The sequence below is a fragment of the Sulfitobacter sp. 15WGC genome, assembly GCF_005068605.1.
GTDB lineage: Bacteria > Pseudomonadota > Alphaproteobacteria > Rhodobacterales > Rhodobacteraceae > Sulfitobacter > Sulfitobacter faviae.
The window spans coordinates 1-24,622 of record NZ_SZNL01000029.1; the positions used below are offsets into that span (position 1 = coordinate 1).

At 64.0% G+C, this 24,622-nt stretch carries 27 protein-coding genes and 1 other RNA gene; 15 read left to right on the forward strand and 13 right to left on the reverse strand.

Going from position 1 to position 24,622, the window contains the following annotated elements:
* The coding region (locus FCK22_RS19125; RefSeq protein ID WP_211243584.1) for a hypothetical protein at window positions 1-337 on the reverse strand (337 nt) is incomplete at its 3' end.
* Between the two features lie 319 nt (window positions 338-656).
* Here FCK22_RS19125 and FCK22_RS16660 point away from each other — a divergent pair.
* On the forward strand, window positions 657-1,691 hold the full coding sequence (locus tag FCK22_RS16660; RefSeq protein WP_067267590.1) for a hypothetical protein: 1,035 nt from the start codon (window positions 657-659) through the stop codon (window positions 1,689-1,691).
* A gap of 1 nt (window position 1,692) precedes the next feature.
* Here FCK22_RS16660 and FCK22_RS16665 read toward each other — a convergent pair whose 3' ends face one another.
* From FCK22_RS16665 to mgtE, 4 genes are all read right to left on the reverse strand, one after another.
* Window positions 1,693-3,465 (reverse strand): SLC13 family permease, encoded by a 1,773-nt coding sequence (locus FCK22_RS16665; protein WP_082852145.1) that lies wholly within the window; start codon window positions 3,463-3,465, stop codon window positions 1,693-1,695.
* Window positions 3,466-3,559: 94 nt separating this feature from the next.
* Entirely contained in the window at window positions 3,560-4,372 is an 813-nt protein-coding gene (locus FCK22_RS16670; protein WP_067267593.1) for a TIGR00282 family metallophosphoesterase, read from the reverse strand.
* A gap of 38 nt (window positions 4,373-4,410) precedes the next feature.
* Entirely contained in the window at window positions 4,411-4,998 is a 588-nt protein-coding gene (locus tag FCK22_RS16675; protein ID WP_067267586.1) for a 5-formyltetrahydrofolate cyclo-ligase, read from the reverse strand.
* On the reverse strand, window positions 4,995-6,398 hold the full coding sequence (gene mgtE, locus FCK22_RS16680) for a magnesium transporter (protein WP_067267584.1): 1,404 nt from the start codon (window positions 6,396-6,398) through the stop codon (window positions 4,995-4,997). The genes FCK22_RS16675 and mgtE overlap by 4 nt, the downstream gene beginning before the upstream one ends.
* A gap of 122 nt (window positions 6,399-6,520) precedes the next feature.
* On the opposite strand from mgtE, the gene guaD reads away from it, so the two are divergent.
* A complete protein-coding gene (gene guaD / locus FCK22_RS16685; RefSeq protein ID WP_067267583.1) occupies window positions 6,521-7,822 on the forward strand; it encodes a guanine deaminase in 1,302 nt (433 codons plus the stop codon).
* A 22-nt stretch (window positions 7,823-7,844) separates the two neighbouring features.
* On the opposite strand, the gene FCK22_RS16690 is transcribed toward guaD, so the two are convergent.
* The 4 genes from FCK22_RS16690 to FCK22_RS16705 form a co-directional block, all read right to left on the reverse strand.
* Complete coding sequence (locus tag FCK22_RS16690) at window positions 7,845-8,264, reverse strand: CAP domain-containing protein (RefSeq protein ID WP_067267582.1); 420 nt, start codon at window positions 8,262-8,264, stop codon at window positions 7,845-7,847.
* Window positions 8,261-9,595: an 8-oxoguanine deaminase gene (locus FCK22_RS16695; protein ID WP_067267581.1), complete on the reverse strand. Its 1,335-nt coding sequence runs from the start codon at window positions 9,593-9,595 to the stop codon at window positions 8,261-8,263. The genes FCK22_RS16690 and FCK22_RS16695 overlap by 4 nt, the downstream gene beginning before the upstream one ends.
* Window positions 9,596-9,702: 107 nt before the next feature.
* Entirely contained in the window at window positions 9,703-10,530 is an 828-nt protein-coding gene (gene hisN / locus FCK22_RS16700; RefSeq protein ID WP_067267580.1) for a histidinol-phosphatase, read from the reverse strand.
* Between the two features lie 79 nt (window positions 10,531-10,609).
* Window positions 10,610-10,984, reverse strand: coding sequence for a helix-turn-helix transcriptional regulator (locus FCK22_RS16705; RefSeq protein WP_067267578.1), 375 nt, complete (start codon window positions 10,982-10,984; stop codon window positions 10,610-10,612).
* A 625-nt stretch (window positions 10,985-11,609) separates the two neighbouring features.
* On the opposite strand from FCK22_RS16705, the gene FCK22_RS16710 reads away from it, so the two are divergent.
* Window positions 11,610-12,386, forward strand: a complete 777-nt coding sequence (locus FCK22_RS16710; RefSeq protein WP_067267576.1) for a Bax inhibitor-1/YccA family protein — start codon at window positions 11,610-11,612, stop codon at window positions 12,384-12,386.
* A gap of 78 nt (window positions 12,387-12,464) precedes the next feature.
* On the opposite strand, the gene FCK22_RS16715 is transcribed toward FCK22_RS16710, so the two are convergent.
* From FCK22_RS16715 to FCK22_RS16720, 3 genes are all read right to left on the reverse strand, one after another.
* Entirely contained in the window at window positions 12,465-13,154 is a 690-nt protein-coding gene (locus FCK22_RS16715) for a VIT family protein (protein WP_067267575.1), read from the reverse strand.
* A 16-nt stretch (window positions 13,155-13,170) separates the two neighbouring features.
* The gene (locus FCK22_RS19025; protein ID WP_156505794.1) at window positions 13,171-13,329 is read right to left on the reverse strand and encodes a hypothetical protein; all 159 of its coding nucleotides are present in this window, start codon (window positions 13,327-13,329) and stop codon (window positions 13,171-13,173) included.
* A gap of 73 nt (window positions 13,330-13,402) precedes the next feature.
* Window positions 13,403-14,095 (reverse strand): metal-dependent hydrolase, encoded by a 693-nt coding sequence (locus FCK22_RS16720; RefSeq protein ID WP_067267573.1) that lies wholly within the window; start codon window positions 14,093-14,095, stop codon window positions 13,403-13,405.
* 302 nt (window positions 14,096-14,397) lie between these two features.
* On the opposite strand from FCK22_RS16720, the gene gatC reads away from it, so the two are divergent.
* The 6 genes from gatC to rpmG all read left to right on the forward strand — a co-directional run bounded on the left by gatC (window position 14,398) and on the right by rpmG (window position 18,485).
* Window positions 14,398-14,685 (forward strand): Asp-tRNA(Asn)/Glu-tRNA(Gln) amidotransferase subunit GatC, encoded by a 288-nt coding sequence (gene gatC / locus FCK22_RS16725; protein WP_067267591.1) that lies wholly within the window; start codon window positions 14,398-14,400, stop codon window positions 14,683-14,685.
* Window positions 14,685-16,172 (forward strand): Asp-tRNA(Asn)/Glu-tRNA(Gln) amidotransferase subunit GatA, encoded by a 1,488-nt coding sequence (gene gatA / locus FCK22_RS16730; protein WP_067267571.1) that lies wholly within the window; start codon window positions 14,685-14,687, stop codon window positions 16,170-16,172. The genes gatC and gatA overlap by 1 nt, the downstream gene beginning before the upstream one ends.
* A gap of 36 nt (window positions 16,173-16,208) precedes the next feature.
* Entirely contained in the window at window positions 16,209-16,973 is a 765-nt protein-coding gene (locus tag FCK22_RS16735) for a hypothetical protein (protein ID WP_067267568.1), read from the forward strand.
* 3 nt (window positions 16,974-16,976) lie between these two features.
* Window positions 16,977-17,666, forward strand: a complete 690-nt coding sequence (locus FCK22_RS16740; RefSeq protein ID WP_067267566.1) for an N-acetylmuramoyl-L-alanine amidase — start codon at window positions 16,977-16,979, stop codon at window positions 17,664-17,666.
* A gap of 11 nt (window positions 17,667-17,677) precedes the next feature.
* Window positions 17,678-18,158: RNase P RNA component class A (gene rnpB / locus FCK22_RS16745), an RNA gene on the forward strand.
* A 159-nt stretch (window positions 18,159-18,317) separates the two neighbouring features.
* The gene (gene rpmG, locus FCK22_RS16750; protein ID WP_007119221.1) at window positions 18,318-18,485 is read left to right on the forward strand and encodes a 50S ribosomal protein L33; all 168 of its coding nucleotides are present in this window, start codon (window positions 18,318-18,320) and stop codon (window positions 18,483-18,485) included.
* 170 nt (window positions 18,486-18,655) lie between these two features.
* Here the strand turns inward: rpmG and FCK22_RS16755 are convergent, their stop codons facing one another.
* Window positions 18,656-19,111, reverse strand: a complete 456-nt coding sequence (locus FCK22_RS16755; RefSeq protein ID WP_067267564.1) for a nucleoside deaminase — start codon at window positions 19,109-19,111, stop codon at window positions 18,656-18,658.
* Between the two features lie 62 nt (window positions 19,112-19,173).
* Between FCK22_RS16755 and FCK22_RS16760 the strand changes: the two genes are divergently transcribed.
* The 6 genes from FCK22_RS16760 to FCK22_RS16785 all read left to right on the forward strand — a co-directional run.
* Entirely contained in the window at window positions 19,174-20,268 is a 1,095-nt protein-coding gene (locus FCK22_RS16760) for a pseudouridine synthase (RefSeq protein ID WP_067267563.1), read from the forward strand.
* Between the two features lie 128 nt (window positions 20,269-20,396).
* The gene (locus tag FCK22_RS16765) at window positions 20,397-20,612 is read left to right on the forward strand and encodes a hypothetical protein (protein WP_067267561.1); all 216 of its coding nucleotides are present in this window, start codon (window positions 20,397-20,399) and stop codon (window positions 20,610-20,612) included.
* Window positions 20,613-20,615: 3 nt separating this feature from the next.
* Window positions 20,616-21,530, forward strand: a complete 915-nt coding sequence (locus FCK22_RS16770; protein WP_136720677.1) for a 5-bromo-4-chloroindolyl phosphate hydrolysis family protein — start codon at window positions 20,616-20,618, stop codon at window positions 21,528-21,530.
* Entirely contained in the window at window positions 21,530-22,726 is a 1,197-nt protein-coding gene (locus FCK22_RS16775; RefSeq protein WP_067264081.1) for a toxic anion resistance protein, read from the forward strand. The genes FCK22_RS16770 and FCK22_RS16775 overlap by 1 nt, the downstream gene beginning before the upstream one ends.
* A 22-nt stretch (window positions 22,727-22,748) precedes the next feature.
* The gene (locus FCK22_RS16780) at window positions 22,749-23,711 is read left to right on the forward strand and encodes a DUF2927 domain-containing protein (RefSeq protein ID WP_067264078.1); all 963 of its coding nucleotides are present in this window, start codon (window positions 22,749-22,751) and stop codon (window positions 23,709-23,711) included.
* A gap of 35 nt (window positions 23,712-23,746) precedes the next feature.
* Window positions 23,747-24,622, forward strand: an 876-nt coding sequence (locus FCK22_RS16785; RefSeq protein WP_136720678.1) for an SPFH domain-containing protein, incomplete at its 3' end; no start/stop codon positions are given.

The following is a 24,622-nucleotide window of genomic DNA, read 5'->3' on the forward strand; positions in this document are numbered from 1 at the left end:
CCTTCGTGCCACCCGAGCCGGAGCCCTTCGTGCCACCCGAGCCGAAGCCCTTCGTGCCGCCCGAACCGGAACCCTTCGTGCCGCCAGAGCCGGAGCCTCCCTTCGTACCGCCAGAGCCAGACCCCTTGGTCCCACCCGAACCGGAGCCTTTGCCGTCATCATTCCCTTCGAACTTCCCGGCCAGGTGCGCGTCATACCACTTCGCGAAGGAGGAGCCCTCTACCCCGCCGTTGTGATAGGACTTCGTTCCGCTGGCACCGCAACCGCTGCCCGCTTCGCCGCCGGTGGACCAGCTATTGTCCTTGCTGTTCCAACCCTTCGAGAATCTGTAACCCATGACGCCAATCCCTCATATGCATTTGCAGCCGCGGCCGTTTTGCAGCGCCGCGTCCCCCACTGACCTGTGAACCTAGCAGCGGCGCCTATTTCCGCCAAATTCTTTCCATTTTTTGGGTAAATTGGGCTGACAAAGCGCGCCAAATCGAAACAGTGCGATACCCCGAGAGGGCATTGTTCTTTCGTATAGATCAAATGCGCTGATGGGGTGCGAATCACTCCCGCCGGGATAGGTGGAAATTGCCTTTGTTTTGCCCAAAACCCGCCGTACCCTCGTCAGCCAGCCGACCTAGACAGGCGAAAACACCAGCGGAGGCCTCATGGCACGACCCAAGGAACAAAGCGCTCAGGCCCAGATCGTCGCGGCGGCGCGCAAGCATTTCGGGCAAGATGTGGCGCGGGTATCGGCGCCGGGCGGCGAAAACCGGTCGAGCTTTCGGCTGCATCTGACCGACCGCACGGTGATCGCCACGCTGCGCCCGAACTTCCGCCGCACCCATCTCGAAGCGCATGTGCTGACCGAGCTTGGTCGCTACTGCAGCGACCTGCCCGAATGTCTGGGCGTGGTCGGCGAGATCATGTTCCAATCCGATGTCGGCAAACGCCGCCTCAACGTTGAGGTCGCGCGGGTGGAACGCGCCGAACAGCTTGACCTCGCAGCCGAGGCCGTCTCAGCCATCTTCCGCATCCACGGCGCCGCGCGCCAGACCGAGTTGAACGCGATCATGCCGCATCTGGGCAACAACCGCGACTGGGTGCTGAACTTTGTCGATGCGGTGGATTTTCTAAAAGACCTCGGCGGCGGCATCTCGGACCAGTTCGACCGCACTGCCGCCTATGAGCGCATCAACGCCCCGGCGCGGCAATTCGTCAAATGGGACTGCCGCTCAGGCAATGCCGCGATTGGCCGGGATGACAAGCTGCGCTGGTTCGACTTTGAATATGCCGGGCTGCGCCACGGGGCCGAAGACATCGCTTGGCTGATCGGGGATGAGGCATGGCCCATCGCCCCGCCGGATATGGTGGATGTGGTGATCGACGCCTTCGATCCGACCTGCGGCATCGCCCTGCCCGACTACCTCGATTACCTCTCGGTCTACCTGACCTTCCACGCGGTGCAGCGGCTCAAACTGATCAGCAAAGAGGCCAAGAAACGTGGCTGGCTCAGCAAAGACCGCATCCGGCGCTATGACGACGCCGGGGTGCATCCTGAATTCGCGGCGCATATCTGTCGGGTCGGGGCCTATTTCTCGGACCAATCCGAACTCACCGCCCCGCTGACCCGCAACTTCCTTGAGGCGCAAGCGGGCTTTGACGCAATCGTCGCCCAGTCCGACGTGCCGCGCAGCGCCTAAGCTACCAAATGAGCGGGATCACCGCGCTGACCAGCACCGACATGCTCAGGTTCAGCGGGATTCCGATGCGCATGAAATCGGTGAAGCGATAGCCCCCCGGCCCGTAAACCAGCGTGTTGGTCTGATAGCCGATGGGCGTGGCAAAGGCGCAGGAGGCCGCGATCATCACCGCCACCACCAGCGGGCGCGGGTCCATGCCAAGCGCGGTGCTGAGGCTGATGGCAATCGGCGTCATAATCACCGCCACGGCATTGTTGCTGACGATCTCGGTCAGCGTCGTGGTCAGCAGGAACACCGCCAAGATGATGAAAAACGGCGGCAATTGCGCCAGCCCCGGCGCGATATTGTCGACGATCAGCGTGATCGCGCCGGAGTTCTGCAAGGCCGCGCCAACGGCCAACATGGCAAAGATCAGCGCCAGCAGACGCCCCTCGACGAAAGAGAAAGCTTCCTCCGCGTCGATACAGCCCGTCACCAGCACCACGGCCACGGCGATCACCGCCAGCAGGAGGATCGGCGCCACGTTGAAGGCCGCCAGCGCCACGATCCCCACGAGAGCGGCAATGGCAATCGGCGCATGCCCCCGGCGGAACGCCCGGGCCGAGGGTTGGGTCACATCGACAAGGTTCATCTCGCTCGCCAGCCGCTGGATATCCTCGGCAGCCCCTTCCAGCAGCAGCGTATCGCCAACCTTGACGATCAACTGATCAAGCTGCTGGCCGATGTTCTGGTTCCGCCGATGCACCGCCAGCGGATAGACTCCATAGCGCCGCCGCAGCCGCATGGAGCCCAAGCTGCGCCCCACCATCCGGCAACCGGGGGTGATCAGCACTTCGACGGTCGTGGTCTCCACCGCCGACAGCTGGTCGACCCGGCGCAACTCCTTGTTGTTTTGCAGACTGAGAAGCTCGGTCATCTGGGTGCGCAGCACGACACGGTCGCCCACCTGAAGCGCGACTCCTTTGAGGTTGCGGCGCAATGAATCGTCGCCCCGCACCACGTCGATCAGCCGCACGCCCTCGCGTTTGAAAAGCTGCACGTCCAACACTTCGCGGCCAATCAGGTTGCTTTCAGGCGGGATCACTGCCTCGGTAAAGAATTTCATCTTGGAGCGGTCAGAGAGCATATTCGCCATGCTGTCGCGCGCGGGCAGCAGCCGGTCGGCGAAAAGTAGCATGTAGAGCAAGCCCCAAGCGCAGACCACAAGGCCCACGGGCAGGATCTCGAAAATGCCGAAAGGGGCCATGCCCTGCGACCGCGCCACACCGTCGACCAACAGGTTGGTCGAGGTGCCGATCAGCGTCAGAGAGCCGCCCATGATCGCGGCATAGCTGAGCGGTATCAACAGCTTGGAGGCTTTGGTGTTCAACGTGCGGGTCAACTGCACCACCACCGGGATCATCACCACCACCACGGGGGTGTTGTTCATGATCGCACTGGCCGCCATGACCGACAAGATCACCCCCGCCACCGCCGTTTTGGGATGCGTCTTGGCCGAACGTTCGGCCAGTCGCGTCAAGACATCCAGCGCGCCGGTGCGGACCAAGGCCCCCATGATGATGAACATCGCCGCGATGGTCCAAGGCGCGGGGTTTGAAAGCACCTCAAGCGCGTCGTCATAGGGCAGCACGCCAAGCGCCAGCAGCAAGGCCGCCCCGGCGATGGCGACCACTTCGGTCGGAAAGGCTTCGCGCAGGAAAAGCACGAACATCATGCCGACGACCACGAGGGTCAGCACCGCCGTCTCCATCGGAGAGAAGCTGAAAAATTCCATCAAGAACCTGTCATTCGGGCAAAAGGCCGTTGTCCAGTTACGCCGATTGCCGCCCTCGGTGCAAGCGCGACGCGCGGGCCGCGCCTTGCCGGTCTTAAGGGGCGCTGGCCTGAAGGGCACCGCCCTCACGCACCGGGACGATCCGCGTGGCGCGGCCCGTGCGGTCGTCAGTCTCGATATAGACGCCCGACAGGGTCGCCTCGCCATTGGCGGGGGTGAAACGTTCGCGCGGCATGCCGGTGATGAAACGGCGCAGCGGCTCGGCCTTATCCATGCCGATCACCGAATGATAATCGCCGCACATGCCGGCATCGCTCAAGTAGCCCGTCCCGCCCGGCAGGATCATCGCATCCGCCGTCGGCACATGGGTATGGGTGCCGACCACAAGGCTCGCCCGCCCGTCGCACCAATGGCCCATGGCCATCTTCTCACTCGTGGCTTCGCAGTGCATATCGACAATGATCGCCTGCGCCATGCCGCCCAAAGGATGGGTTTTCAACACCGGCTCCAGCGCCGAGAAAGGGTCATCGAAGGGCCGTTTCATAAAGACCTGCCCAAGCGCTTGGGTCACCAGAACCTTCTTGCCGTTCTGCGCCGTGAAGAGTTTAGCCCCCTTGCCCGGCGCGGATTTGGAGAAGTTCAGCGGGCGGATCACCCGCGGCTCCTGCTCGATAAAGCTGAGCATGTCTTTCTGGTCGAAAGCGTGATCGCCAAGGGTCAGACAATCGGCCCCAGCATCGAGCAGCGTCTTGGCATGTGCGCCCGAAAGCCCCATGCCGCCGGTCGCATTCTCGCCGTTAACCACAATGAAATCGAGCTTCCAGTCGCGCCGCAGCCGCGCCAGATTTTCGGTGATCGCCCGCCGTCCGGCCCGGCCCATCACATCGCCAAGAAACAAAATCTTCATGCCCATGGACTAGGACGCGCGCGGCTTGGCGGCAACCCTTATTCCGCTCGGGACGGAGGCTGGCCCGGCGTCACCTCGATCACCCCGGCCTCGGTCACGATTAGATCGAGCGGCGCGTCGGTGTCTTCCAGCGGGATGTCGTCCCACTCTTGCCCCGCGAAAGCAAAGCCAATGGCCAGCGTGGCCCGCCGCGCACGCAGCATCGCCAGCGTACGGTCATAAAAGCCGCCGCCATAGCCCAGCCGCCCGCCCGCGCGGTTGAAGGCCAAAAGCGGCACGATCACGATCTCAGGCTCGAAAAAATCGGGCTCAGCGGGGATCATCGCGCCAAAGGTGCCCGGCACCATCGCTGTCTCGGGGGTCCAACGGGCAAAGGACAGAGGGTGGTTCGGCTTTTCGATCACTGGCACGCCGACAGGACCATGGGCGCAAGCCTCGGCCATGGCGGGGCGCGGATCAATCTCCGTTCGGATCGGCATGAAACCCGACAGCGGCACGCCGCGGTAGCCCGCCAAAACCTCGGAAAGATAGCCCGCCTGCGCCGCATTCGCCTGTTCGAACAAAGGCTTACGGCGGGCAAAGGCCGCTTTGCGCGCCTCGGCCTTCCGGGCGGCGCAATCGCTCACAACAGCACCAAGGCGGCAAGGCCGAGGAAGGCGAAAAAGCCCACCACATCCGTCACCGTCGTCACAAACGCGCCCGAGGCGAGCGCCGGGTCCACCCCGAACCGCTCCAGCAAGATCGGGATGCCGGTGCCCGCAAGCCCCGCCACCACGAGGTTGATCACCATCGCCGTGGCGATGACATAGCCCAGCCCCGGCGAGCCGAACCAGAGCACGCCGACAATGCCCATGATCACCGCAAATATCAGCCCGTTGACCAACCCCACCAAGACCTCGCGCCGGATCACCCGCCATACGTTGGAGCCGGTGAGGTCTTTGGTCGCGATGGCGCGCACCGCCACCGTCAAGCTCTGCGTGCCCGCGTTGCCGCCCATTGAGGCCACGATCGGCATCAACACGGCCAGCGCCACGATCTGCGCAATCGCCGCCTCGAATTGCGAGATCACCACCGAAGCCGCAATCGCCGTCACAAGGTTCACCGCAAGCCACGGCAGCCGCTGCTTTGTCGTCTCCGTCACCCGGTCAGAAAGCGACCCCTCGCCCACACCCGCCAGTCGCAGGATGTCTTCTTCGTGTTCTTCGTCGAGCACGGCCATGGCGTCGTCAATGGTGATGACCCCGATGAGTCGCCCCTCCTCGTCGACGACAGGGGCCGAAATCAGGTGGTACTGGTTGAAGGCATAGGCCACATCGCCCTCATCGCGCATGGCAGGGATAATCTGAAAGGTCTCTTCCAGAATATCCGCCAGCCGTGTTTCTCGGCGCGAGCGCATGAGCTTGCCCAAGGTCACATTGCCCACCGGATGCAGGCGCGGGTCGACCATGACGATGTGATAAAACTGATCCGGCAGGTCTTCTTCCTTAGTGGCGCGCAGATGGTCGATGGCTTGACCCACCGTCCAATGCTCTGGCGCCATGACAACCTCGCGCTGCATCAGACGACCGGCGGAATATTCGGGCCAGTTCAGCGCCTGTTCCACCGCGACGCGGTCGGTCTCTTCCAGCGCGTCGAGGATGGTTTCCTGCTGCGCGTCTTCCAGATCTTCGATCAGGTCGACCACATCGTCGCTGTCCAACTCGCGCACCGCTTGGGTCAGAACCTGCGGCGTCAGGATGCTGATGACTTCCTCGCGGACCGACTCGTCGAGTTCCGACAGGATTTCCCCGTCGAACTCCTGCCCGTAAAGCCGGATCAAGGCGGCGCGGTCGTCCTCGTCGATCTGCTCAAGAAGGTCGGCGATATCCGCCGCGTGCAGCGGCTCCATCAGTTGGGTCAGATGCGCCTGATCGTTGGCCTCTACCGTCTCAAGGATCGCGGCCACGGCTTTCCGGTCGAGCACATAGGCCTCGGCACGCTCTTCAGGGGAGGCCGCCGGATCCAGCTCTTCGATCTGCTCTGACATCCGCTGCTCTCCGTCTCTGCGCCTTTGTTGGGAACGATGATATGCGAGCGCCCAAGCCGGTACAACGGCACCAGCGACGCTTCGGTATTGTTCCCCGTCCCGCCCTCACCTAAACCACTGGCATGACAAATCAACGACTCCTTTTGGGCGCGACGCTCACCTATTCCGGCAACCCGATGCAAAGCGCTTGGGAGGATGCCGTGAAGATCGACACCCAAGGCGGTGTGCTGATCGAAAATGGCCTGATCGCCGCCGTCGGCAAGGGGGACGCGCTGCGCGCCGCACATCCGCAGGCCGAGGTGACACGCTACGCCGATGCGCTGATCTGCCCGGGCTTTGTCGATGCCCATGTGCACTACCCACAAACCGCAATCATCGCCTCATGGGGCAAGCGGCTGATCGACTGGCTGAACACCTATACTTTCCCCGAAGAAATGCGCCTGTCGGATCCCGCTTACGCGGGCGAGATTGCCGCGCGCTATCTGGACCTGACGCTGTCCCATGGCACCACCACGGTCGCGTCTTATTGCACCATCCACCCCCATAGCGCCGACGCGCTGTTTCAGGCGGCAGCGGAGCGAGGCCAGCGGATCGTCGCGGGCAAGACCTGCATGGACCGCAACGCGCCCGAGGGGCTGCGCGACACGGTGCAATCGGCCTATGACGACAGCAAAGCGCTGATTGAGCGCTGGCATGGCAAGGGCCGCGCGACCTATGCGATCACGCCACGTTTCTCGCCCACCTCCACGCCCGAGCAGCTTTCCACCCTCGGCGCGCTTTGGGCAGAGCATCCGACCTGCCTGATGCAGACGCACCTCAGCGAGCAGACGGATGAGATCGAATGGGTCCGCGACCTGTTCCCAGAGGCGCGCGATTACCTTGATACCTATGAGGCCCATGGCCTGCTGGGCGAACGCGGCCTCTACGGCCATGCGATCCATCTGGAACCGCGTGAGATCGACCGGCTGGCGGAGGTCGGCGGTGCGCTGGTGCATTGCCCGACCTCAAACACCTTCATCGGGTCGGGGCTGTTCGACATGACCGGCCTTGCTGCGCGGGGCATCCCGCTGGCGCTGGCGACGGATACCGGCGGCGGCTCGTCCTTTTCGATGCTGCGCACCATGGCTGCGGCCTATGAGGTCGGCCAGCTGCGCGGCACGCCGCTGCATGCGGCACAGCTCATTTGGCTGGCCACCGCAGGCTCGGCCCGCAGCCTGCATTTGCAAGATCATGTGGGTTCACTGGCCGAAGGGATGGAGGCCGACATCACCGTGCTGTCGCTCGACTCCACCCCCGCCATCGCGCAGCGCCATGCCGCGGCCAAGGACATTTGGGAAAGCCTTTTCGCCACGATCATGATGGGCGATGACCGCGCGATTGCGGATGTTTGGGTGGCGGGCGCGCAGCGGGGCGGCAGGGCGTAACGCCCCCCGCCTATGGCTGGGATCAGCAGGGCGCGCCCAGCACCATGACCCAGACCGCGTCATCAGCACGCACCAGCCCCATCTCCTCGGCCCGGGCGTCGACCATATTGCGGTAATGCCCCGGCGAGTTGGTCCAGCCGGTCATGACCTCATCAAGCGATTGCTGCCCCTTGGCGATATTCTCGGCCACGAAACACCATTCATAGCCTGCCACCGCCGCGCGGCGGCCGACATCGGTGCCATCGCGGCCTTGGTGGCTGAAATAGTCATGCGTGGCCATGTCGCGGGCGTGGTCCTTTGCCGCCTGTTCCAAACGGCTGTCATAGCTCAGGGGCTGCAACCCCTTCACATCGCGCAGGGCGTTCACCCTGTCCAATCCCATCGGGTCGGCCAAGGCGGGCATCCCCGCCAGCATCAGTATCGAGAGTAAAACCGGCTTCATTCAGCCAAGCCTTTCGCCAAATCATTCTGCCGCGCCACCTGAGCGGCCAAGTCGATGGTGGTGATCCGACCATCGCGCACCACCTGTCGGCCTTCAACGAAAAGGTCGCGCACCGCCGTAGGACCGGCAAGAAGCAGCGCAGCCGGGTCCCAACTGCCCGCGCTGTGCACGCCCGAGACATCCCAAATCGCCACATCGGCCCGTTTGCCGGGAATCAGCCGCCCGCAGTCGGGCCGCCCCAGCACATCCGCCCCGCCCCGCGTGGCCAGTTCGAGCGCCGCGCGCGGGCTCATCGCATCCGCCCCCCGCGCCACCCGCTGCAACAGCATCGCCTGCCGCGCCTCGGCAGCCAGATTGCCGCTGTCGTTGCTGGCGGAGCCATCGACGCCCAGCCCCAGCGGCACGCCTGCGTCCAGCATCGCCCGCACCGGCGCGATGCCCGAGCCGAGGCGGCAGTTCGAGCAAGGACAATGCGCAACCCCCGTGCGGGTCTGGGCGAAAAGGTCGATCTCGGCCCCATCCAACTGCACGCAATGGGCGTGCCAAACGTCGTCGCCGAGCCAGCCGAGGTTTTCGGCATATTCCCCCGGGCGGCAGCCGAATTTCTCCTGCGAATAGGCGACATCCTCGGCATTCTCGGCCAGATGGGTGTGCAGCATCACGCCCTTGTCGCGCGCCAGCAGCGCCGTGTCGCGCATCAATTCGCGGCTGACCGAAAAGGGCGAACAGGGTGCCAATCCGACCCGGCACATCGCCCCTTCGGTAGGGTCGTGAAAGGCGTCGACCACGCGGATGCAGTCTTCCAAAATGGCCGCCTCACGCTCCACCAGTGCATCGGGCGGCAGGCCGCCTTCGCTTTCGCCAATGCTCATCGAGCCGCGGGTGGGGTGAAAACGCAGCCCAAGTTCGGCGGCGGCGTGGATCGTATCCTCCAGCCGCACGCCGTTGGGGTAGAGATAAAGATGGTCCGAACTTAGGCTACAGCCCGAGAGCGCCAGTTCCGCCAGCCCGATCTGGGCCGAGACGAACATATGCTCCGGCCCCATGCGCGCCCAGATCGGGTAGAGCCGTTGCAGCCAGCCAAAAAGCAGCGCATCCTGCGCCCCCGGCACGGCACGGGTCATGCTTTGGTAAAGATGGTGGTGGGTGTTGACGAGGCCCGGCGTTACGACGCAGCCCTTCGCCTCGACAATCTCACCCTCTGTCCGAAGACCCTGCCCGATCTGGGCAATCACGCCGTCGCGCAGCAACAGGTCCGCGCCTGCAAGCTCCTGCCGGGTGTCGTCCATCGTGAGAAGGTAATCCGCGCCGCGGATGAGGGTCTCTGCCATAGGTCACACTTTCGCTATGCCCGTCTCATGCAAAGCGTGTGTGATCGGTGGAAAACGGGCGAGAGAACCGACCTTCTGCGGGATTTATCGCATCCCGCCGGGGCCGGTCAATCCGGGCTTTCCCGACAATTGAAACAATAGGCGGAAAGGATCGCAAGCGCTTGGGCGTGGATGTCGCGGTTGGCCGCGGCCAGCGCCCTGCCCCCTTCATGCACCGGGTTGCCCTGCCAATCGGTGACGATCCCGCCTGCGGCTTGGATCACCGCGATGGGCGCTTGGATGTCATAGGCGTTCAGCCCCGCTTCGATCACCAGATCGACCTGCCCCGCCGCGACCAGCGCATAGGCGTAGCAATCCATGCCATAGCGGGTCAGCAACGCCTGCGAGGCGACGGCGCGAAAGGCGCTGGCCTCCTCACTGCTGCCGACCTCGGGAAATGTGGTGAAGACGATGGCCTGCCGCAGATCTCGCGCCGCACGGGTCTGCAAGGGGCGGCTTCCATGCGGCCCGGTCATCAGCGCGCCATCCGGCGCCCCCTCGAACCGCTCCCCGATATAGGGCTGGTCAATGATGCCATAGAACGGCCCCGAGGCATCGGAAACCGCGATCAGCACGCCCCAAGTCGGTGTGCCGCTGAGAAAGCCGCGCGTCCCGTCAATGGGGTCGAGCACCCAAGTCAGCCCCGATGTGCCGGGCTGCGCGCCATATTCCTCGCCCAGAATACCATCCGCGGGCCGCTCGGCCGCCAGAATATCGCGCATCGCACGTTCGGCGGCGCGGTCGGCCTCTGTCACCGGATCGAAACCGGTGCCGAGCTTGTTGTCGGCCTGCAAATCGAGCCTGCGGAAATAGGGCAGGATCACCTGCCGCGCCGCATCCGCCATCAGATGGGCAACGCGGCGGATATCGGGATCGAAGTCACTGGTGTTCATCATGGCGAAGACCTGACAGTTTGCGCCCCTTTGCGCAAGCCTGTCAGTGCGTTAGAGCCGCGTCCAGACGCGGGCGGCAGGCTCAGGCCACGTCGCTCAAGACGCGGGCGAGTTCAAACAACCGGCGGCGCTGGTTCTCGGGGATGGCGTAGTAAGAGCGCACCAGTTCCATCGCCTCCTTGTCGGCCATCAAATCGGCAGGCAGCCCGTCCATCGGCGCACCTTCGGCGACGTCCTCATCCTTCAACCCTTCGAAAAAGAATGACACAGGCACCCCAAGCGCATCGGCGATATCCCACAGCCGGGAGGCGCTGACGCGGTTCGCGCCGGTTTCGTATTTCTGTATCTGCTGGAATTTGATCCCAACCAGTTCCGCCAGTTTCTGCTGGGTCATCCCCGTCAGCCAGCGGCGCTGCCGGATACGTTTGCCTACATGTACATCTACCACATGCACCATATTCTCTAATCCTTATAGGGCACATGCGACCGTGCCAATCTCAGTTCCAAACAAGGACGAAGTGTGCCGTCGCCTCGCACGATACCGCAGGGGTTGCGCGAAAGTTCTGCCTCCTATCATAGCGGTTGCGTTGAATTCGGCCAAGAAATTTCACGGGATGGTAAAAATCTGCCCTGTATCGACTGCAACCTCAGGCGGTGCACTGCCCCTCTCTCTCTGCGACCGGCGGGCGTGAAATCCCCAAGTTTCCTTGGGCCTGTCGGTTTCCCGCTCGGCAACCACTGGATGAACGCGAAGGATATCAATCGGTTCCCGTCGGAATGCGTCAAATGCCATGTTTCCGTGTTTGGGGCGGTGAGAACGGCTGCTGCCCGCGCGCGTGTCGCTTGAAACGCATCGGTGCTTTTCCGCCGATCGACCGGTCGCGGCAGCCCCGTCCAAGGCGCGCGCAGGGTAAGCCGACGCCCCGCGCTCGCCCCGAACATCCCCACCCGTAAAACCCGCGATTATTGCCGTGTTAGCAGCCCGCAAGACACTTGAAATTCGCCCCCTCAGGCCCGATATTCAGACCCAAGAACGTGTCGGCCTGGTTTCGACACGCAACTTTGCCAATGGGAGTCACTAAATGGCTGACGTCAATTCAATTCGCTCTGCTGCCGGGTCGCGCGTCTCCGCGATCGACGAGGGTCTGCGCGCTCATATGAACAAGGTGTATGGCACCATGTCGATCGGCATGCTCATCACCTTCGCCGCGGCCTGGGCCATCTCGGGCCTGTCGGTCACCACCGACCCCTCCGCCGCTGTGGCGCAGCTCAGCCAGGATAAATACCTGACGCAATTGGGTTATGCGCTCTATGCCTCGCCGCTGAAATGGGTCGTGATGTTCGCACCCCTGGCCTTTGTTTTCGGCTTTGGCGCCATGATCAACCGCATGTCCGCCGCCACGGCGCAGGTTGTGTTCTACGCCTTCGCCGCCGTTATGGGCATCTCGATCAGCTCGATCTTTCTGGTCTTCACCGGCTATTCCATCGCGCAAGTCTTCCTGATCACCTCCATCGCCTTCGCGGGTCTGTCGCTCTGGGGCTACACCACCAAGAAGGACATCTCCGGCTGGGGCAGCTTCCTGATCATGGGTGTGATTGGTCTGGTCGTCGCGTCGATCGTCAACATCTTCCTCGCCTCCTCGGCGCTGATGTTCGCGATCTCGGCGATCGGTGTTCTGATCTTCGCGGGTCTGACCGCCTATGACACCCAGAAGATCAAGACCGAGTATCTGGCCCACGCCCATCACGGCGACACTGAGTGGCTGGGCAAGGCCGCGATCATGGGCGCGCTGAGCCTCTATCTGGACTTCATCAACATGTTCATGATGTTGCTGTCGCTCTTCGGCAACCGCGAGTAATCGCCCTGCCATCTAATGCGAAAGGCCGGCTCCGAAAGGGCCGGCCTTTTTCTTTGGCACCGTCTTGGTCCAAGCCGCTCATCCAATCGCGCCGAACAGATGCCCGACCCCGGCCGTGACGGCCATTGCCAGACCTCCCCAAACCACGACGCGCCCGATGGCGGGCCGCTTTGGCGCACCGCCCAGTTGCGCGCCGCCCGCGCCGAGCAGTATCAGCGCCAGCAGCGCCACCAAGGCAATGGTCACGCCGCGCAGCCCCGCAGGCGCCAGAACCGCCGCAAACAGCGGCAGCCCGCCCCCCAAGGCAAAGGCCAATGCCGAAGCGCCCGCAGCCTGTAATGGATCGGCCTGACCGGCGAGACCGAACATGCCCAACTCTTCGCGCGCATGGGCGCCGAGGGCGTCATGGTCGGTCATCTGGGTGGCGACCTCTAGGGCGAGGTCGCTTTGCACGCCCCGGTTCTCCAGCCCTTCGGCCAGTTCGCTGAGTTCATAGTCAGGATCTTCGATCAGGGCGACGCGCTCACGCTCCAGATCGGCCTTCTCCACATCCGCCTGCGCCGAGACCGAGACATATTCCCCCGCCGCCATCGACAGCGCCCCGGCGGTGAGCCCCGCAAGCCCTGTCAGCAGGACATTGCCCTGCGTCATGCCCGCCGCGCTCACCCCGACCAGCAGGCTGGCCGAGGAGACGATACCATCATTGGCCCCCAGAACGGCGGCGCGCAGCCAATTGCTGCGGTTGATGAAGTGGCCTTCTTTGGGCATCTGACCCGCCTTGCGTCTACTGCGGCTGATACACCAACAGATGCGCCGGGAAGATGACCGGCCTGTCGCCGCCCACCCCGGTAAAGCCGACACTGCCTGTGGGCTCCGCCCGGCTCAACGGTGCGCAGGCCCCCAGTGTCAGCAGCAAGATCACGGCAGTCGATTTGGCAAACATGGCATTCCCCCGGCAGTTCCTTCAGGTATCCCCCGTTCCGCCCCGCCGCGCAAGGCGTCGGGGCGGAGGAGGATCAGACGGTGATCGGCTGCATCACCTGCGGCTCCACCACATCGACGCCCGGAAGCCCGTCAATCAGCGTCTGCGCCGATTGCTCCAACGCGTCGAAGGTGCGGTAGTGGCAGGGGATGACTGTCTTGAAATCGAAATAGCGTTTGGCGGCATAGGCGGCCTGCGCCATGTCCATCGTGAAATGCCCGCCCGCCGAGAGAATGCCGATATCGGGTTTGTGATAGTCGCCCATCCAATCCATATCCGCCATGATCGCCGTATCGCCGGAGTGATAGATCGTATGCCCCTCACCCGAGATCATGAAGCCGGTCTCCATCCCGGTGTAGATCGGCCCGTTTTCGCCTTCCACCGATGAGGAATGCGAGGCCGGGACCATGGTGATCGCCACCGCGCCTGCGCGGATCGTACCGCCTTTGTTAAAGCCCGTGGTCTGCTGCACGCCTTTGCTTTCCAGCCAGCCCATCAGCTCGACCATCCCCGCGACCGGGGCATTGGTGCGGCTGGCGATGTCGGCGATATCTGCCGTGTGGTCGAAATGGCCATGGGTCACGAGGATCTGCGTAGCGCCCTTGATTGCATCGGCATGGTGCGCCTCGTCCAGCATGGGGTTGTCTTTGAGCCAAGGGTCGATCAGCAGCACTTGGTCTTCGATTTCGATGCGGAATGAGCCGTGGCCGAGCCAGATGATGTTCATGGGGGTCCTCCTGATTGCGGTGGGTCTAACATCAGATTTGACCCTATGCTGCGCGGAATCAAGTAACCCCGAACATGCCACCCTAGCCCGGAATCAAGGGCGCATGCCCGCCGGGCTGGCGCTTCTGCTACCCGGACGCCATCCCGACATCACCGAATACCGCCGTAGCCATGAATTGCCCAACTGCCTCGGCGCAAGCACCATCCCCGGTCTGGCGCCGCCCGGCTCCGTTCCGAACCTCTCAAACCCTTGCGAGGCCCGCCCCCAAACGGTAGAGGAGCCTCAAAGAGATGGAGATGTTCATGTCGATCGACGAAAACACCGCCGCACGCGTGGCGAAACTGGCCCGGATCAAGGTTGAACCCGACGCGCTGCCGGCGCTGGCGGAAGAGTTCAACACCATCCTCGGCTTTATCGAACAGCTGTCCGAGGTGGATGTCGAGGGCGTCGAGCCGATGACCTCCGTGACCCCGCAGCGCCTGAAACGGCGCGAAGACGTGGTCACCGATGGCGACCAGCAGGACCGCGTGCTGGCCAATGCCCCCGATGCCCGTGAAGGGTTCTTTGCCGTGCCGAAGGTGGTGGAATAATGACCGATCTGAACAAACTGAGCCTGGCCGAGGCCCGCGACGCCCTGCGCAAGGGCGAGACCACCTCGAAAGACCTGACCGAGGCCTGCATCCAAGCCATCGACGGCGCAGGCGCGCTCAATGCCTTCGTGCACCGCACGCCCGAGATCGCGATGGAACAGGCCGCCGAGGCCGACGCGCGCATCAAACAGGGCGACGCCCCCGCGATGTGCGGCCTGCCCATCGGCATCAAGGACCTTTTCTGCACCAAGGGCGTACCGAGCCAAGCGGGCAGCCGCATCCTCGAAGGCTTCCTGCCCGAATATGAAAGCACCGTCAGCCAGAAACTGCGCGACAGTGGTGCTGTGATGCTGGGCAAGCTCAACATGGACGAATTCGCCATGGGCTCGTCCAACGAAACCTCCGTCTACGGCAACGCGGTGAACCCGTGGCGGCGCGAAGGTGACACGGCGGAACTGACGCCCGGCGGCTCCTCGGGCGGCTCTGCTGCCGCCGTGGCCGCAGACCTCTGCCTTGCCGCCACCGGCACCGACACCGGCGGCTCGATCCGCCAGCCCGCCGCCTTCACCGGCACCGTGGGGATCAAGCCAACCTATGGCCGCTGCTCCCGCTGGGGCATCGTGGCCTTCGCTTCCTCGCTCGACCAAGCTGGGCCGATGACCAAGACAGTGCGCGACGCGGCCATCATGTTGGAAGCCATGTGCGGCCATGACGCCAAGGACAGCACCAGCGCCGATCTGGCCGTGCCGAACTTTGAGGCGGCGCTCACCGGCGACATCCGTGGCAAGAAGATCGGCATTCCGCGCGAATATCGCATGGATGGCATGCCCGAGGAGATTGAAAAGCTGTGGGCCGACGGCATCGCCATGATGAAAGACGCGGGCGCCGAGATCGTCGACATCTCGCTGCCGCACACCAAATACGCCCTGCCCGCCTATTACGTCATCGCGCCCGCCGAGGCCTCCTCGAACCTCGCGCGCTATGACGGTGTGCGCTTTGGCCACCGCGCCAAGCTCGACCACGGCGACGGCATCACTGAGATGTACGAAAAGACCCGCGCCGAGGGCTTCGGCCACGAGGTTCAGCGCCGGGTGATGGTCGGCACCTATGTGCTCTCCGCCGGTTTCTACGACGCCTATTACAACCGCGCCCGCAAGGTCCGCACGCTGATCAAGAAGGACTTCGAAGACGTCTTCGCCCAAGGCATCGACAGCATCCTGACCCCGGCAACCCCCTCCGCCGCCTTTGGTCTGGGCGAGATGAAGGACGCCGATCCGGTGGCGATGTATCTCAACGATGTCTTCACCGTGACGGTGAACCTCGCCGGCCTGCCCGGCGTGGCACTGCCCACGGGGCAAAGCAGCACGGGTCTGCCGCTGGGTCTGCAACTGATCGGGCGTCCGTGGGAAGAGGCCGACCTGCTGTCCTCCGCCTATGCGCTGGAGAAGGCCGCCGGTTTTGTGGCCAAGCCCGAGAAATGGTGGTAAGCCGCAGAGCGGTGAACAAGAGCGAGAGCGGGTCAGATGATCACACGGACACTTCTAGCGATGACGGCAGGCGGTCTTTTGGCAGCCTGCCAACCGGCGATCCCCGATTCCGGGAACATCAACACCGGGCGCGGTGTCGGCTTTGGCGACGGCAGTTTCGAGGCCGAGCAGCGCGCGCGCGATGCCGCGCTGGCGGGCGACGGCAGCTACATGCCCGCCGCCTCGGAGGTGACCGCCCAGCCTTTGGATGACGGCTCTCCCGAAGCGACGGCGGCGGAAACCGCCCGTGTTCTCGCCGCCACCCGTCCGGGTGGGGCCAGCAACGGTCTGGGCAATGACGCGGCCACCAACTCGGGCGTGGCCCCGGTGAACGCCAGCCCGTCGAACCCGCCCCCCGCCGCGGTCAACGCCGTGGGCATCTCGAACGAGAACAACTTCGACGCCGTGTCGGGCCAGCGCAGCATTCAAGACGACGCCGCCCGCGTGGCCGCGAACCGCGCGCAATATCAGGTCGTCCAACCCGAGGCCCTGCCCGAGCGCCGCAATGTCGGCCCGAATATCGTTGCCTACGCCCTGCAAACCAATCAGTCGGTCGGCCAGCAGATTTATAGCCGCATCGGTTTCAACAAGGCCCGCAAGTTCGAACGCGCCTGTGCGCAATACGGCCACGCCGACCAAGCACAGATCGCCTTTCTTGAGGCCGGCGGCCCCGAGAAAGACCGCCTTGGCATGGACCCCGATGGCGATGGCTTCGCCTGCGACTGGGATCCCACACCCTTCCGCCGGGCTGCACAGGGCTGAAAGATGCCTGCCGCGCCTGATGTGACGGCGCATCCCTCGCCCAATTGCAGCCCGCGGCGCGGCGGGCTGCGCCCCCGGCTGATCGTCTTGCACTACACCGCCATGACCAGCGCCCAAGCGGCGTTGGAACGGCTGTGCGACCCCTCCGCCGAAGTCTCGGCCCATTACCTGATTTCAGGCCGCGGAGAGGTCATTCAGATGGTCGAGGAAGAGCAACGCGCGTGGCATGCAGGCGCGGGCGAATGGGCGGGGTTGGAGGACATCAACTCACGCTCCATCGGGATCGAGTTGGACAACCGTGGCGACCACCCGTTTTCCGAGCCGCAGATGCAGGCGCTGGAGACCCTCCTGCCCGGCATCATGGCACGCCACAGCATTCCGCCCGAAGGGGTGATCGGCCATTCCTGCATGGCACCGGGCCGCAAGATCGACCCCGGCCCCCGATTCGACTGGGCCCGGCTCGCAGGGCGCGGGCTGGCGCTGCCTGCGGGCGATGGCCCCCTTCCTGACAGCGTAACCACCGCAACCTTTCGCGCCGCTGCGCAGGCCGCAGGCTTCACTGCGCCCTGCGACGATGACACGCTGCTAGACACCGTGCGGTTGCGTTTCAGGCCATGGGGGCGCGGCCCTCTCACCCCCGCAGACCTTGCCGCCCTTCCCGCCCCCATTGACGCGCCGCGCGCCGGCGTCTAGGGCGGGGCTGCGCGGAAGGCTGGATGGCCGCTGCGTCGACTCGCGTCGCATGACCGACGTCCGCTCTCGTCACACGCATGTGTGACATCCGCGGCGTCGCTTTTGCGGGGCAAAAGCGACGTAGAGGAAAGTCCGGACTCCAAGAAGAAACGGTGCCGGGTAACGCCCGGGCGGGGCAACCCGACGGAAAGCGCCACAGAAATGAAACCGCCCTTCGGTCCGGCCTTGCCGGATCGGCCGAAGGGTAAGGGTGAAACGGTGGGGTAAGAGCCCACCGCGGGGCTGGCAACAGTCCCGGCATGGCAAGCCCCACCGGGAGCAATGCCAAATAGGGACCGCGTGCCGATGATCTTCGGGTCAAAGGCGGGGCTCTTCTGCCCCAGCAGGTCCGGGTTGGCAGCTATAGCCGCATCGGCAACGGTGCGGTCAGAGGAATGGTCATCGCCTGTTTTCGGACAGGTACAAAATCCGGCTTATAGGCCTTCCGCGCATATTTCTGCTCTTTCGAGGCTGAAAGGCAGGTTTTTCGACGAAACCGGCGTCTTTCGGCACCGGGCGGGCAAATAGCGGTTGACTCGGGCGCGGGTCTGACTAGAACCCGAAATTCAGAATTCACGCAGGCCTGCGCGGCGCTGCAGCAGGAGAAGACACATGGCGAAGCCAACCACGATCAAGATCCGCCTGAACTCGTCCGCGGGCACAGGCCATTTCTACGTGACCAAGAAAAACGCACGCACCATGACCGAAAAGATGGTCATCAAAAAGTACGACCCCGTTGCGCGCAAGCACGTCGAATACAAAGAAGGCAAGATCAAGTAAGATCGCCTGACTTTTGAGTTTCAAAAGGCCATGCGGTTTCGCGTGGCCTTTTGCATTGTGCAGGGCTGGATCGCGCCCGCCCTGGGGGCGGGTCGGGCGCGATCCGGACGCGGGGCGTCCGGATAATCGTTGAGACGCCTGAATGCCATCCCCGGTCCGGCGCTGCCCGGCTAGCGGTCTCTCTTCTCGCGGAAAAACCTCACGAGCATCTCTTCCGCCTCTCCCGCCGCGATTCCGTCGAAGACCTCGGGCACATGGTGACATTGGGGATGCGAGAACACCCGCGCGCCCTGCGCCACGCCGCCTGATTTGGGGTCCGCCGCGCCGTAGTAGAGCCGCTCCACCCGGGCGGCGGCGATAGCACCGGCGCACATGGCGCAGGGTTCCAGCGTGACGTAAAGCGCGTGACCGATCAGCCGTTCCGAGCCGACGGCGGCGCAGGCGGCGCGCAGGGCCAACATCTCGGCATGGGCGGTTGGGTCATTGCGGGCGCGGGTCTCATTGCCTGCGGCGGAAACGATCTGCCCTTTCGGAGAGACAACGACTGCCCCCACTGGCACTTCGCCGCGCGCAGCGGCGGCGCGGGCCTCGGCCAAGGCCTGTCCCATATACGAGCGAAACTCCATCCCGTCACATGGCCGCAAACGCCACCCTTTCGCAAGCCCGTGAAACAGGGTAAGCGCAGTGTATGAACGCAAAAACGCCCCCCTCTGGCTCCGGCCCGCAAAACCCCGACACCGATGCAAGTGCAGGCACCCCCACCGGCGACCGCATCGCCAAGGTGCTGTCGCGCGCGGGCATCGCCTCGCGCCGCGAGGCCGAGCGCATGATCGAAGCGGGCCGCGTGCGCGTGAACGGGGAGCAGATCACCTCGCCCGCGCTGAACGTGACGCCCGAGGATAAGATCACCGTTGACAACACCCCCGTCGGCGCGCCCGAACCGCCGCGCATGTGGCTGTATCACAAGCCTGCCGGACTGGTGACCACCGCCCGCGATGAAAAGGGCCGCGAGACGATTTTTGACGCCCTGCCCGAGGATATGCCCCGCGTGATGACCGTGGGCCGGCTCGACCTCAACTCCGAAGGGCTGTTGCTGCTGACCAATGACGGCGGGGTGAAGCGCAAGCTGGAACTGCCCAGCACCGGATGGCTGCGCCGCTACCGGGCGCGGGTGAATGGCCGCCCCACCGATGAGATGCTGGAGCCGCTGCGTAAGGGCATCACCGTGGAGGGCGAAAACTTTCAGCCGATGGACGTGACGCTCGACCGCCAACAAGGGGCCAACGCTTGGCTGACCGTCGGCCTGCGCGAAGGCCGCAACCGCGAGATTCGCCGCGCGATGGAGGCCGTGGGCCTGACCGTGAACCGGCTGATCCGCATCTCCTACGGCCCGTTCCAACTGGGTGAATTGAAGATCGGCGAAGTGGAAGAGCTGCGCCGCAAGGTCGTGCGCGATCAACTGGGGCTCGAGTTGGAAGACCCCAGCGGCACCGCCACCAAGAAACCCACCGGTCTGCGCCGCCCGCCGCGCCGCAAGCCCGGCGGTTTCGGCGGCGCGGGCCAGCCGGGCCTGCCCGTGCAACGGGGCGAAGACGACGAACCGCCGCCCCGCCGTGGCGGCGGCAAGGCAAAGAACGCACCGCGTGGCAAGGCCGCGATGGGCAAGACGGCTGGCAAAGCAGGCGGCAAGGCAAGCGGCAAACCGGGGGCGCGCCCGACGGGGCGACCGAATGGCAAAACGGGGCCGAAGCCCACAGGCCGGGGGCCAAAACCCCGCCGCTGACCGGCTCTGCCCCAAGCTGCCCCTACGCGTTTCCGGAACGCGGCCGACTTGCGTGCGTTGAATAGAGAACGGCAGGCAAGATCAGCGCGAAACCGCTGTCAGAAAAGGGCAATATGGCGCGAATAGTGATGTTTTTGGTGGCCTTGGCCGCGCTCGTGGTTATCATCCTCGGCGCAGCCTCGCTCGTGGGGCGTGCGGCTGACAGTGCCGGCACGGCGTTGCGCCCGATCTGGGGCAGCAAAAGGGGAAACATGATGGCGCCAACAACCTTTCAGAAAATCGCCTTTGGCGCGTTGCTGGTGCTGCTGCTTGGGCTCACCAGCGGTTTTCTTGGGGGGCTTTGACCTATGGCGCAGCGCTTTGGCGGCAAATATAGCCCCGACCCCGACGCCACCCCCGGCAGCGCCCCGCGCAAGACCGCGCGCCTGCGCGTCGATCCGGCGGGCGGTCGGGTGAACCTGATGTTCCTGCCGCCGGTGCTCTTGGCGGCGACTTCGCTCATCGGGGGCGCGGGCACGCTGGTCCTCGGCCTTGGCGGCGCGTTCCTGTTGGCCTCTGGCGTCTGGTTGTTGCGCGATGGCTTGCTGGCCGAGGCGGAATACCACGAGCGCAAAGTCGCCCGCCGCCCCGTCCTGCCGCGCAAGATTCTGGCTGCCCTCTTGGCCGGTGCGGGCGCGGCCCTCGCCGCTTATAGCAACGATCCCAGTCTCGCCGCGGCCCTGCTCTATGGCATCGCCGCCACTGCGCTGCACTTCGCCGCATTCGGCATCGACCCGCTACAGAACAAGGGCATGGAGGGCATCGACACCTTCCAGCAAGACCGCGTCGCCCGGGTGGTGGATGAGGCCGAAAAACTGCTCTCGGGCATGAGCCAAGCGATCCTGCGCGCGGGCGACCGCCGCGCCGAAGCGCGGCTGGCGGAGTTTCAAGAAACCGCCCGCCATTTGATCCGCACCGTCGAGGAAGACCCCCGCGACCTGACCGCCGCCCGCAAATACCTTGTCGTCTATCTGCGCGGGGCGCATGATGCGACGGTGAAATTCGCCGACCTCTATGCCCGCAACCAAGACACCCAAGCACGCGATGACTACCTCGCCTTGCTGGACGATCTGGATCAGAACTTCGCCGCGCGCACGGCCAAATCGCTGCTGGATGACCGCAGCGATCTGAACGTGGAAATCGATGTGCTGCGGGCGCGCCTCTCTCGTGAGGGGGTCCGACTGGAACAACCCACCCCTGCAAATACTAAGGAAGAACAGTGATGACCGATGCCCTCCGTGACAAAGCTGCCCAATCGCAAGGGTTGGTGGAAGAAGTGAACGCAACCGTCTTGCCCGAACCGGCGGATGCCAATGCCATCGTGCCGCTGAACAAAGCCGATCCCGAACAGAGCGCGGAAATCCAAAAGCGCATGGCCGAGATCGACGTGACCGATACCCAGTCCATCGTCAGCTTCGGCTCTGCCGCACAGGCCGAGTTGCAAGAGATCAGCCAATCCATGCTGGCCGATGTGCGTAACAAAGATGTCGGCCCCGCGGGCGACAGCCTGCGCACCATGGTCAGCGCGATCCGCGGCTTCTCGGTCTCGGAATTGGACGTGCGGCGCAAGCAAAGCTGGTGGGAGAAACTGCTGGGCCGTGCCACGCCCTTTGCCAAGTTCACCGCCCGTTTCGAAGAGGTGCAGGGCCAGATCGACCGGATCACCGACAACCTGCTGGCGCATGAGCATACGCTGTTGAAAGACATCAAATCGCTCGACCTGCTTTATGAAAAGACGCTGCAATTCTATGACGAACTGGCGCTTTATATCTCTGCCGGTGAGGCCAAGATCGAAGAGCTGGATCACAAGACTATCCCCGCCAAACAGACCGCGCTGGATAAGGCGAGCGAGGACGATCAGGTGATGCGCGCGCAGGAGCTGCGGGATCTGCGTGCCGCCCGTGATGATCTTGAGCGTCGGGTGCATGACCTGAAACTGACGCGGCAGGTCACCATGCAGTCACTGCCCTCGATCCGTCTGGTGCAGGAGAATGACAAAAGCCTTGTGACCAAGATCAACTCGACCTTGGTCAACACCGTGCCCCTGTGGGAGACGCAGCTGGCGCAGGCTGTCACCATCCAGCGCAGCGGCGAGGCGGCAAATGCGGTACGCGAGGCCAATGATCTGACCAATGAACTGCTGACCTCCAACGCCAAGAACCTGCGCGACAGCAACAAGGTGATCCGTCAGGAGATGGAGCGCGGCGTCTTCGACATCGAGGCGGTGAAACAGGCCAATGAAGACCTGATCGGCACCATCGAAGAATCCCTGCAAATCGCGGATGAGGGCAAGGCGAAACGCGCCAATGCCGAGAAGGAGTTGCAGGAGATGGAAGGCCGCCTGCGCGATACGCTCGCCGCCGCCAAGGCCCGCGAAACGGGGTTGGGCGATACCACCGGCAACGCGGTGCCAAGCTAAGACTGACGTGAGGGAACAGGCCATGCAAGGACGTCTGCGCAGAAATCTGCGCGCCGCAGGGGCGCTGGCGCTGAGCACGCTGCTCTTGGCCTGCGCCGAACCTGCGCCCGTCTTGCAAAAGGTCGCCAAACCGCAGGCCCGCCCTGCCGCCGCCACCCCTTCCCCGGCGGCGGTGGCGAAACCGACCTCGCAGAAAAGCGCCATGCTGCGCAGCTATTTGCATCAGGTCGAAAAGGCGCAGTTGGGCCAAGATCTGCTGCGCCAAGACGGAGGCGGAGAGGACACACCCTTTACCAGCGAAATGCTGGCGCGCAACTTTGAGCAGATCGCGCTGTATAACGAATATGACGGCAATTTCTCAGGCCAAGGCGGTGCCAGCCCGCTGCGCCGTTGGGATGCGCCGGTCCGGATGCAGATTATCTTCGGCGACAGCGTACCGCCCTCGCAGCGCCGATCCGACACCGCCAAGATCAACGCCTTCGCCCGCCGTTTGGCGCGGGTGACCGGGCATTCGATCTCGATCGGCGACAGGCCGAATTTCATGGTGGTCGTGGCCTCGGAAGATGACCGGGTCGATGCGCTGGCCCAAGCGGCGGAAAAGGTCGCGGGCGTCAGCAAATCCTCGCTCCGGGCCATGCGCAACATGCGCCGCGACACCTATTGCGCCGTGGCCGCCTATGCCGCGGGGGACAACCCCAATGTCTATACCGCCGCCGTTGCCGTGATCCGCTCGGAAAACCCCGAATTGCTGCGGCTGTCGTGCATTCACGAGGAATTGGCGCAGGGCTTGGGCCTTGCCAATGACAGCCCCGCCGCGCGACCGTCGATCTTCAATGACGACGACGAATTCGCCCTGCTCACCAAACATGACGAACTTCTGCTCAAGATGCTCTACGACCGGCGCCTGCGCCCCGGCATGACGGCAGAGCAGGTCAACCCGATCACCCGGATCATCGCGCGCGAGTTGACGGACGGGCCGGTGTAACGCAGCATTACGACGAAAGAATAAGGACCATCCCCATGGGCATTTTCGATTTCCTCTCTGGCCAGTTCATCGACGTCATCCATTGGACCGACGACACCCGCGATACGATGGTTTGGCGGTTCGAGCGTGAGGGCCATGAGATCAAATACGGCGCCAAGCTGACAGTGCGTGAGGGGCAAGCGGCGGTTTTTGTGCATGAGGGGCAGTTGGCGGATGTCTTCACCCCCGGTCTCTATATGCTTGAAACCAACAACATGCCGATCATGACGACCCTGCAACACTGGGATCACGGCTTTCGCAGCCCGTTCAAGTCTGAGATCTATTTCGTCAATACGACCCGCTTCAACGACCTGAAATGGGGCACCAAGAACCCGATCATCGCCCGCGACCCTGAGTTTGGCCCCGTGCGCCTGCGCGCCTATGGCACCTATTCCGTGCGGGTGAGCGACCCCGCGAAGTTCCTGACCGAGATTGTCGGCACCGATGGTGAGTTCACCATGGACGAAATCTCGTTCCAGATCCGCAACATCATCGTTCAGGCTTTCTCGCGCACACTCGCCTCCTCCGGCATTCCGGTGCTCGACATGGCCGCCAACACGCGCGAGTTGGGGCAGTTGGTGGGCAAGGATATCGCCGCCCAGATTGCGGAATACGGGCTGGCGATGCCCGAGCTTTACATCGAAAACATCTCCCTCCCGCCCGCGGTCGAGGCGGTGATGGACAAGCGCACTTCGATGGGCGTGGTCGGCAACCTCAACGAATACATGCAGTTCCAAGCGGCTGAGGCGCTTGGCCGCGAAGGTGCGGGCGGGGCCGCGATGCAAACGGGCCTCGGCGCGGGGTTGGGGATGAGCATGGCCCAAGCCGCCACCGCGCAGGCAGGCCCCTGGGGCGCGCGCCTGCCCCCACCG

Coding starts and splice junctions, on each gene's coding strand:
- guaD (WP_067267583.1), top strand. CDS start 6,521: ATGACAAATCAACGACTCCTTTTGGGCGCGACGCTCACCTATTCCGGC.
- FCK22_RS16740 (WP_067267566.1), top strand. CDS start 16,977: ATGCCTGCCGCGCCTGATGTGACGGCGCATCCCTCGCCCAATTGCAGC.
- gatA (WP_067267571.1), top strand. CDS start 14,685: ATGACCGATCTGAACAAACTGAGCCTGGCCGAGGCCCGCGACGCCCTG.
- FCK22_RS16770 (WP_136720677.1), top strand. CDS start 20,616: ATGGCGCAGCGCTTTGGCGGCAAATATAGCCCCGACCCCGACGCCACC.
- FCK22_RS16695 (WP_067267581.1), bottom strand. CDS start 9,595: ATGGCAGAGACCCTCATCCGCGGCGCGGATTACCTTCTCACGATGGAC.
- FCK22_RS16705 (WP_067267578.1), bottom strand. CDS start 10,984: ATGGTGCATGTGGTAGATGTACATGTAGGCAAACGTATCCGGCAGCGC.
- FCK22_RS16765 (WP_067267561.1), top strand. CDS start 20,397: ATGTTTTTGGTGGCCTTGGCCGCGCTCGTGGTTATCATCCTCGGCGCA.
- FCK22_RS16710 (WP_067267576.1), top strand. CDS start 11,610: ATGGCTGACGTCAATTCAATTCGCTCTGCTGCCGGGTCGCGCGTCTCC.
- FCK22_RS16665 (WP_082852145.1), bottom strand. CDS start 3,465: ATGGAATTTTTCAGCTTCTCTCCGATGGAGACGGCGGTGCTGACCCTC.
- FCK22_RS16775 (WP_067264081.1), top strand. CDS start 21,530: ATGACCGATGCCCTCCGTGACAAAGCTGCCCAATCGCAAGGGTTGGTG.
- FCK22_RS19025 (WP_156505794.1), bottom strand. CDS start 13,329: ATGTTTGCCAAATCGACTGCCGTGATCTTGCTGCTGACACTGGGGGCC.
- FCK22_RS16690 (WP_067267582.1), bottom strand. CDS start 8,264: ATGAAGCCGGTTTTACTCTCGATACTGATGCTGGCGGGGATGCCCGCC.
- FCK22_RS16735 (WP_067267568.1), top strand. CDS start 16,209: ATGATCACACGGACACTTCTAGCGATGACGGCAGGCGGTCTTTTGGCA.
- FCK22_RS16660 (WP_067267590.1), top strand. CDS start 657: ATGGCACGACCCAAGGAACAAAGCGCTCAGGCCCAGATCGTCGCGGCG.
- rpmG (WP_007119221.1), top strand. CDS start 18,318: ATGGCGAAGCCAACCACGATCAAGATCCGCCTGAACTCGTCCGCGGGC.
- FCK22_RS16780 (WP_067264078.1), top strand. CDS start 22,749: ATGCAAGGACGTCTGCGCAGAAATCTGCGCGCCGCAGGGGCGCTGGCG.
- hisN (WP_067267580.1), bottom strand. CDS start 10,530: ATGATGAACACCAGTGACTTCGATCCCGATATCCGCCGCGTTGCCCAT.
- FCK22_RS16755 (WP_067267564.1), bottom strand. CDS start 19,111: ATGGAGTTTCGCTCGTATATGGGACAGGCCTTGGCCGAGGCCCGCGCC.
- FCK22_RS16715 (WP_067267575.1), bottom strand. CDS start 13,154: ATGCCCAAAGAAGGCCACTTCATCAACCGCAGCAATTGGCTGCGCGCC.
- FCK22_RS16720 (WP_067267573.1), bottom strand. CDS start 14,095: ATGAACATCATCTGGCTCGGCCACGGCTCATTCCGCATCGAAATCGAA.
- gatC (WP_067267591.1), top strand. CDS start 14,398: ATGTCGATCGACGAAAACACCGCCGCACGCGTGGCGAAACTGGCCCGG.
- mgtE (WP_067267584.1), bottom strand. CDS start 6,398: ATGTCAGAGCAGATCGAAGAGCTGGATCCGGCGGCCTCCCCTGAAGAG.
- FCK22_RS16670 (WP_067267593.1), bottom strand. CDS start 4,372: ATGAAGATTTTGTTTCTTGGCGATGTGATGGGCCGGGCCGGACGGCGG.
- FCK22_RS16760 (WP_067267563.1), top strand. CDS start 19,174: ATGAACGCAAAAACGCCCCCCTCTGGCTCCGGCCCGCAAAACCCCGAC.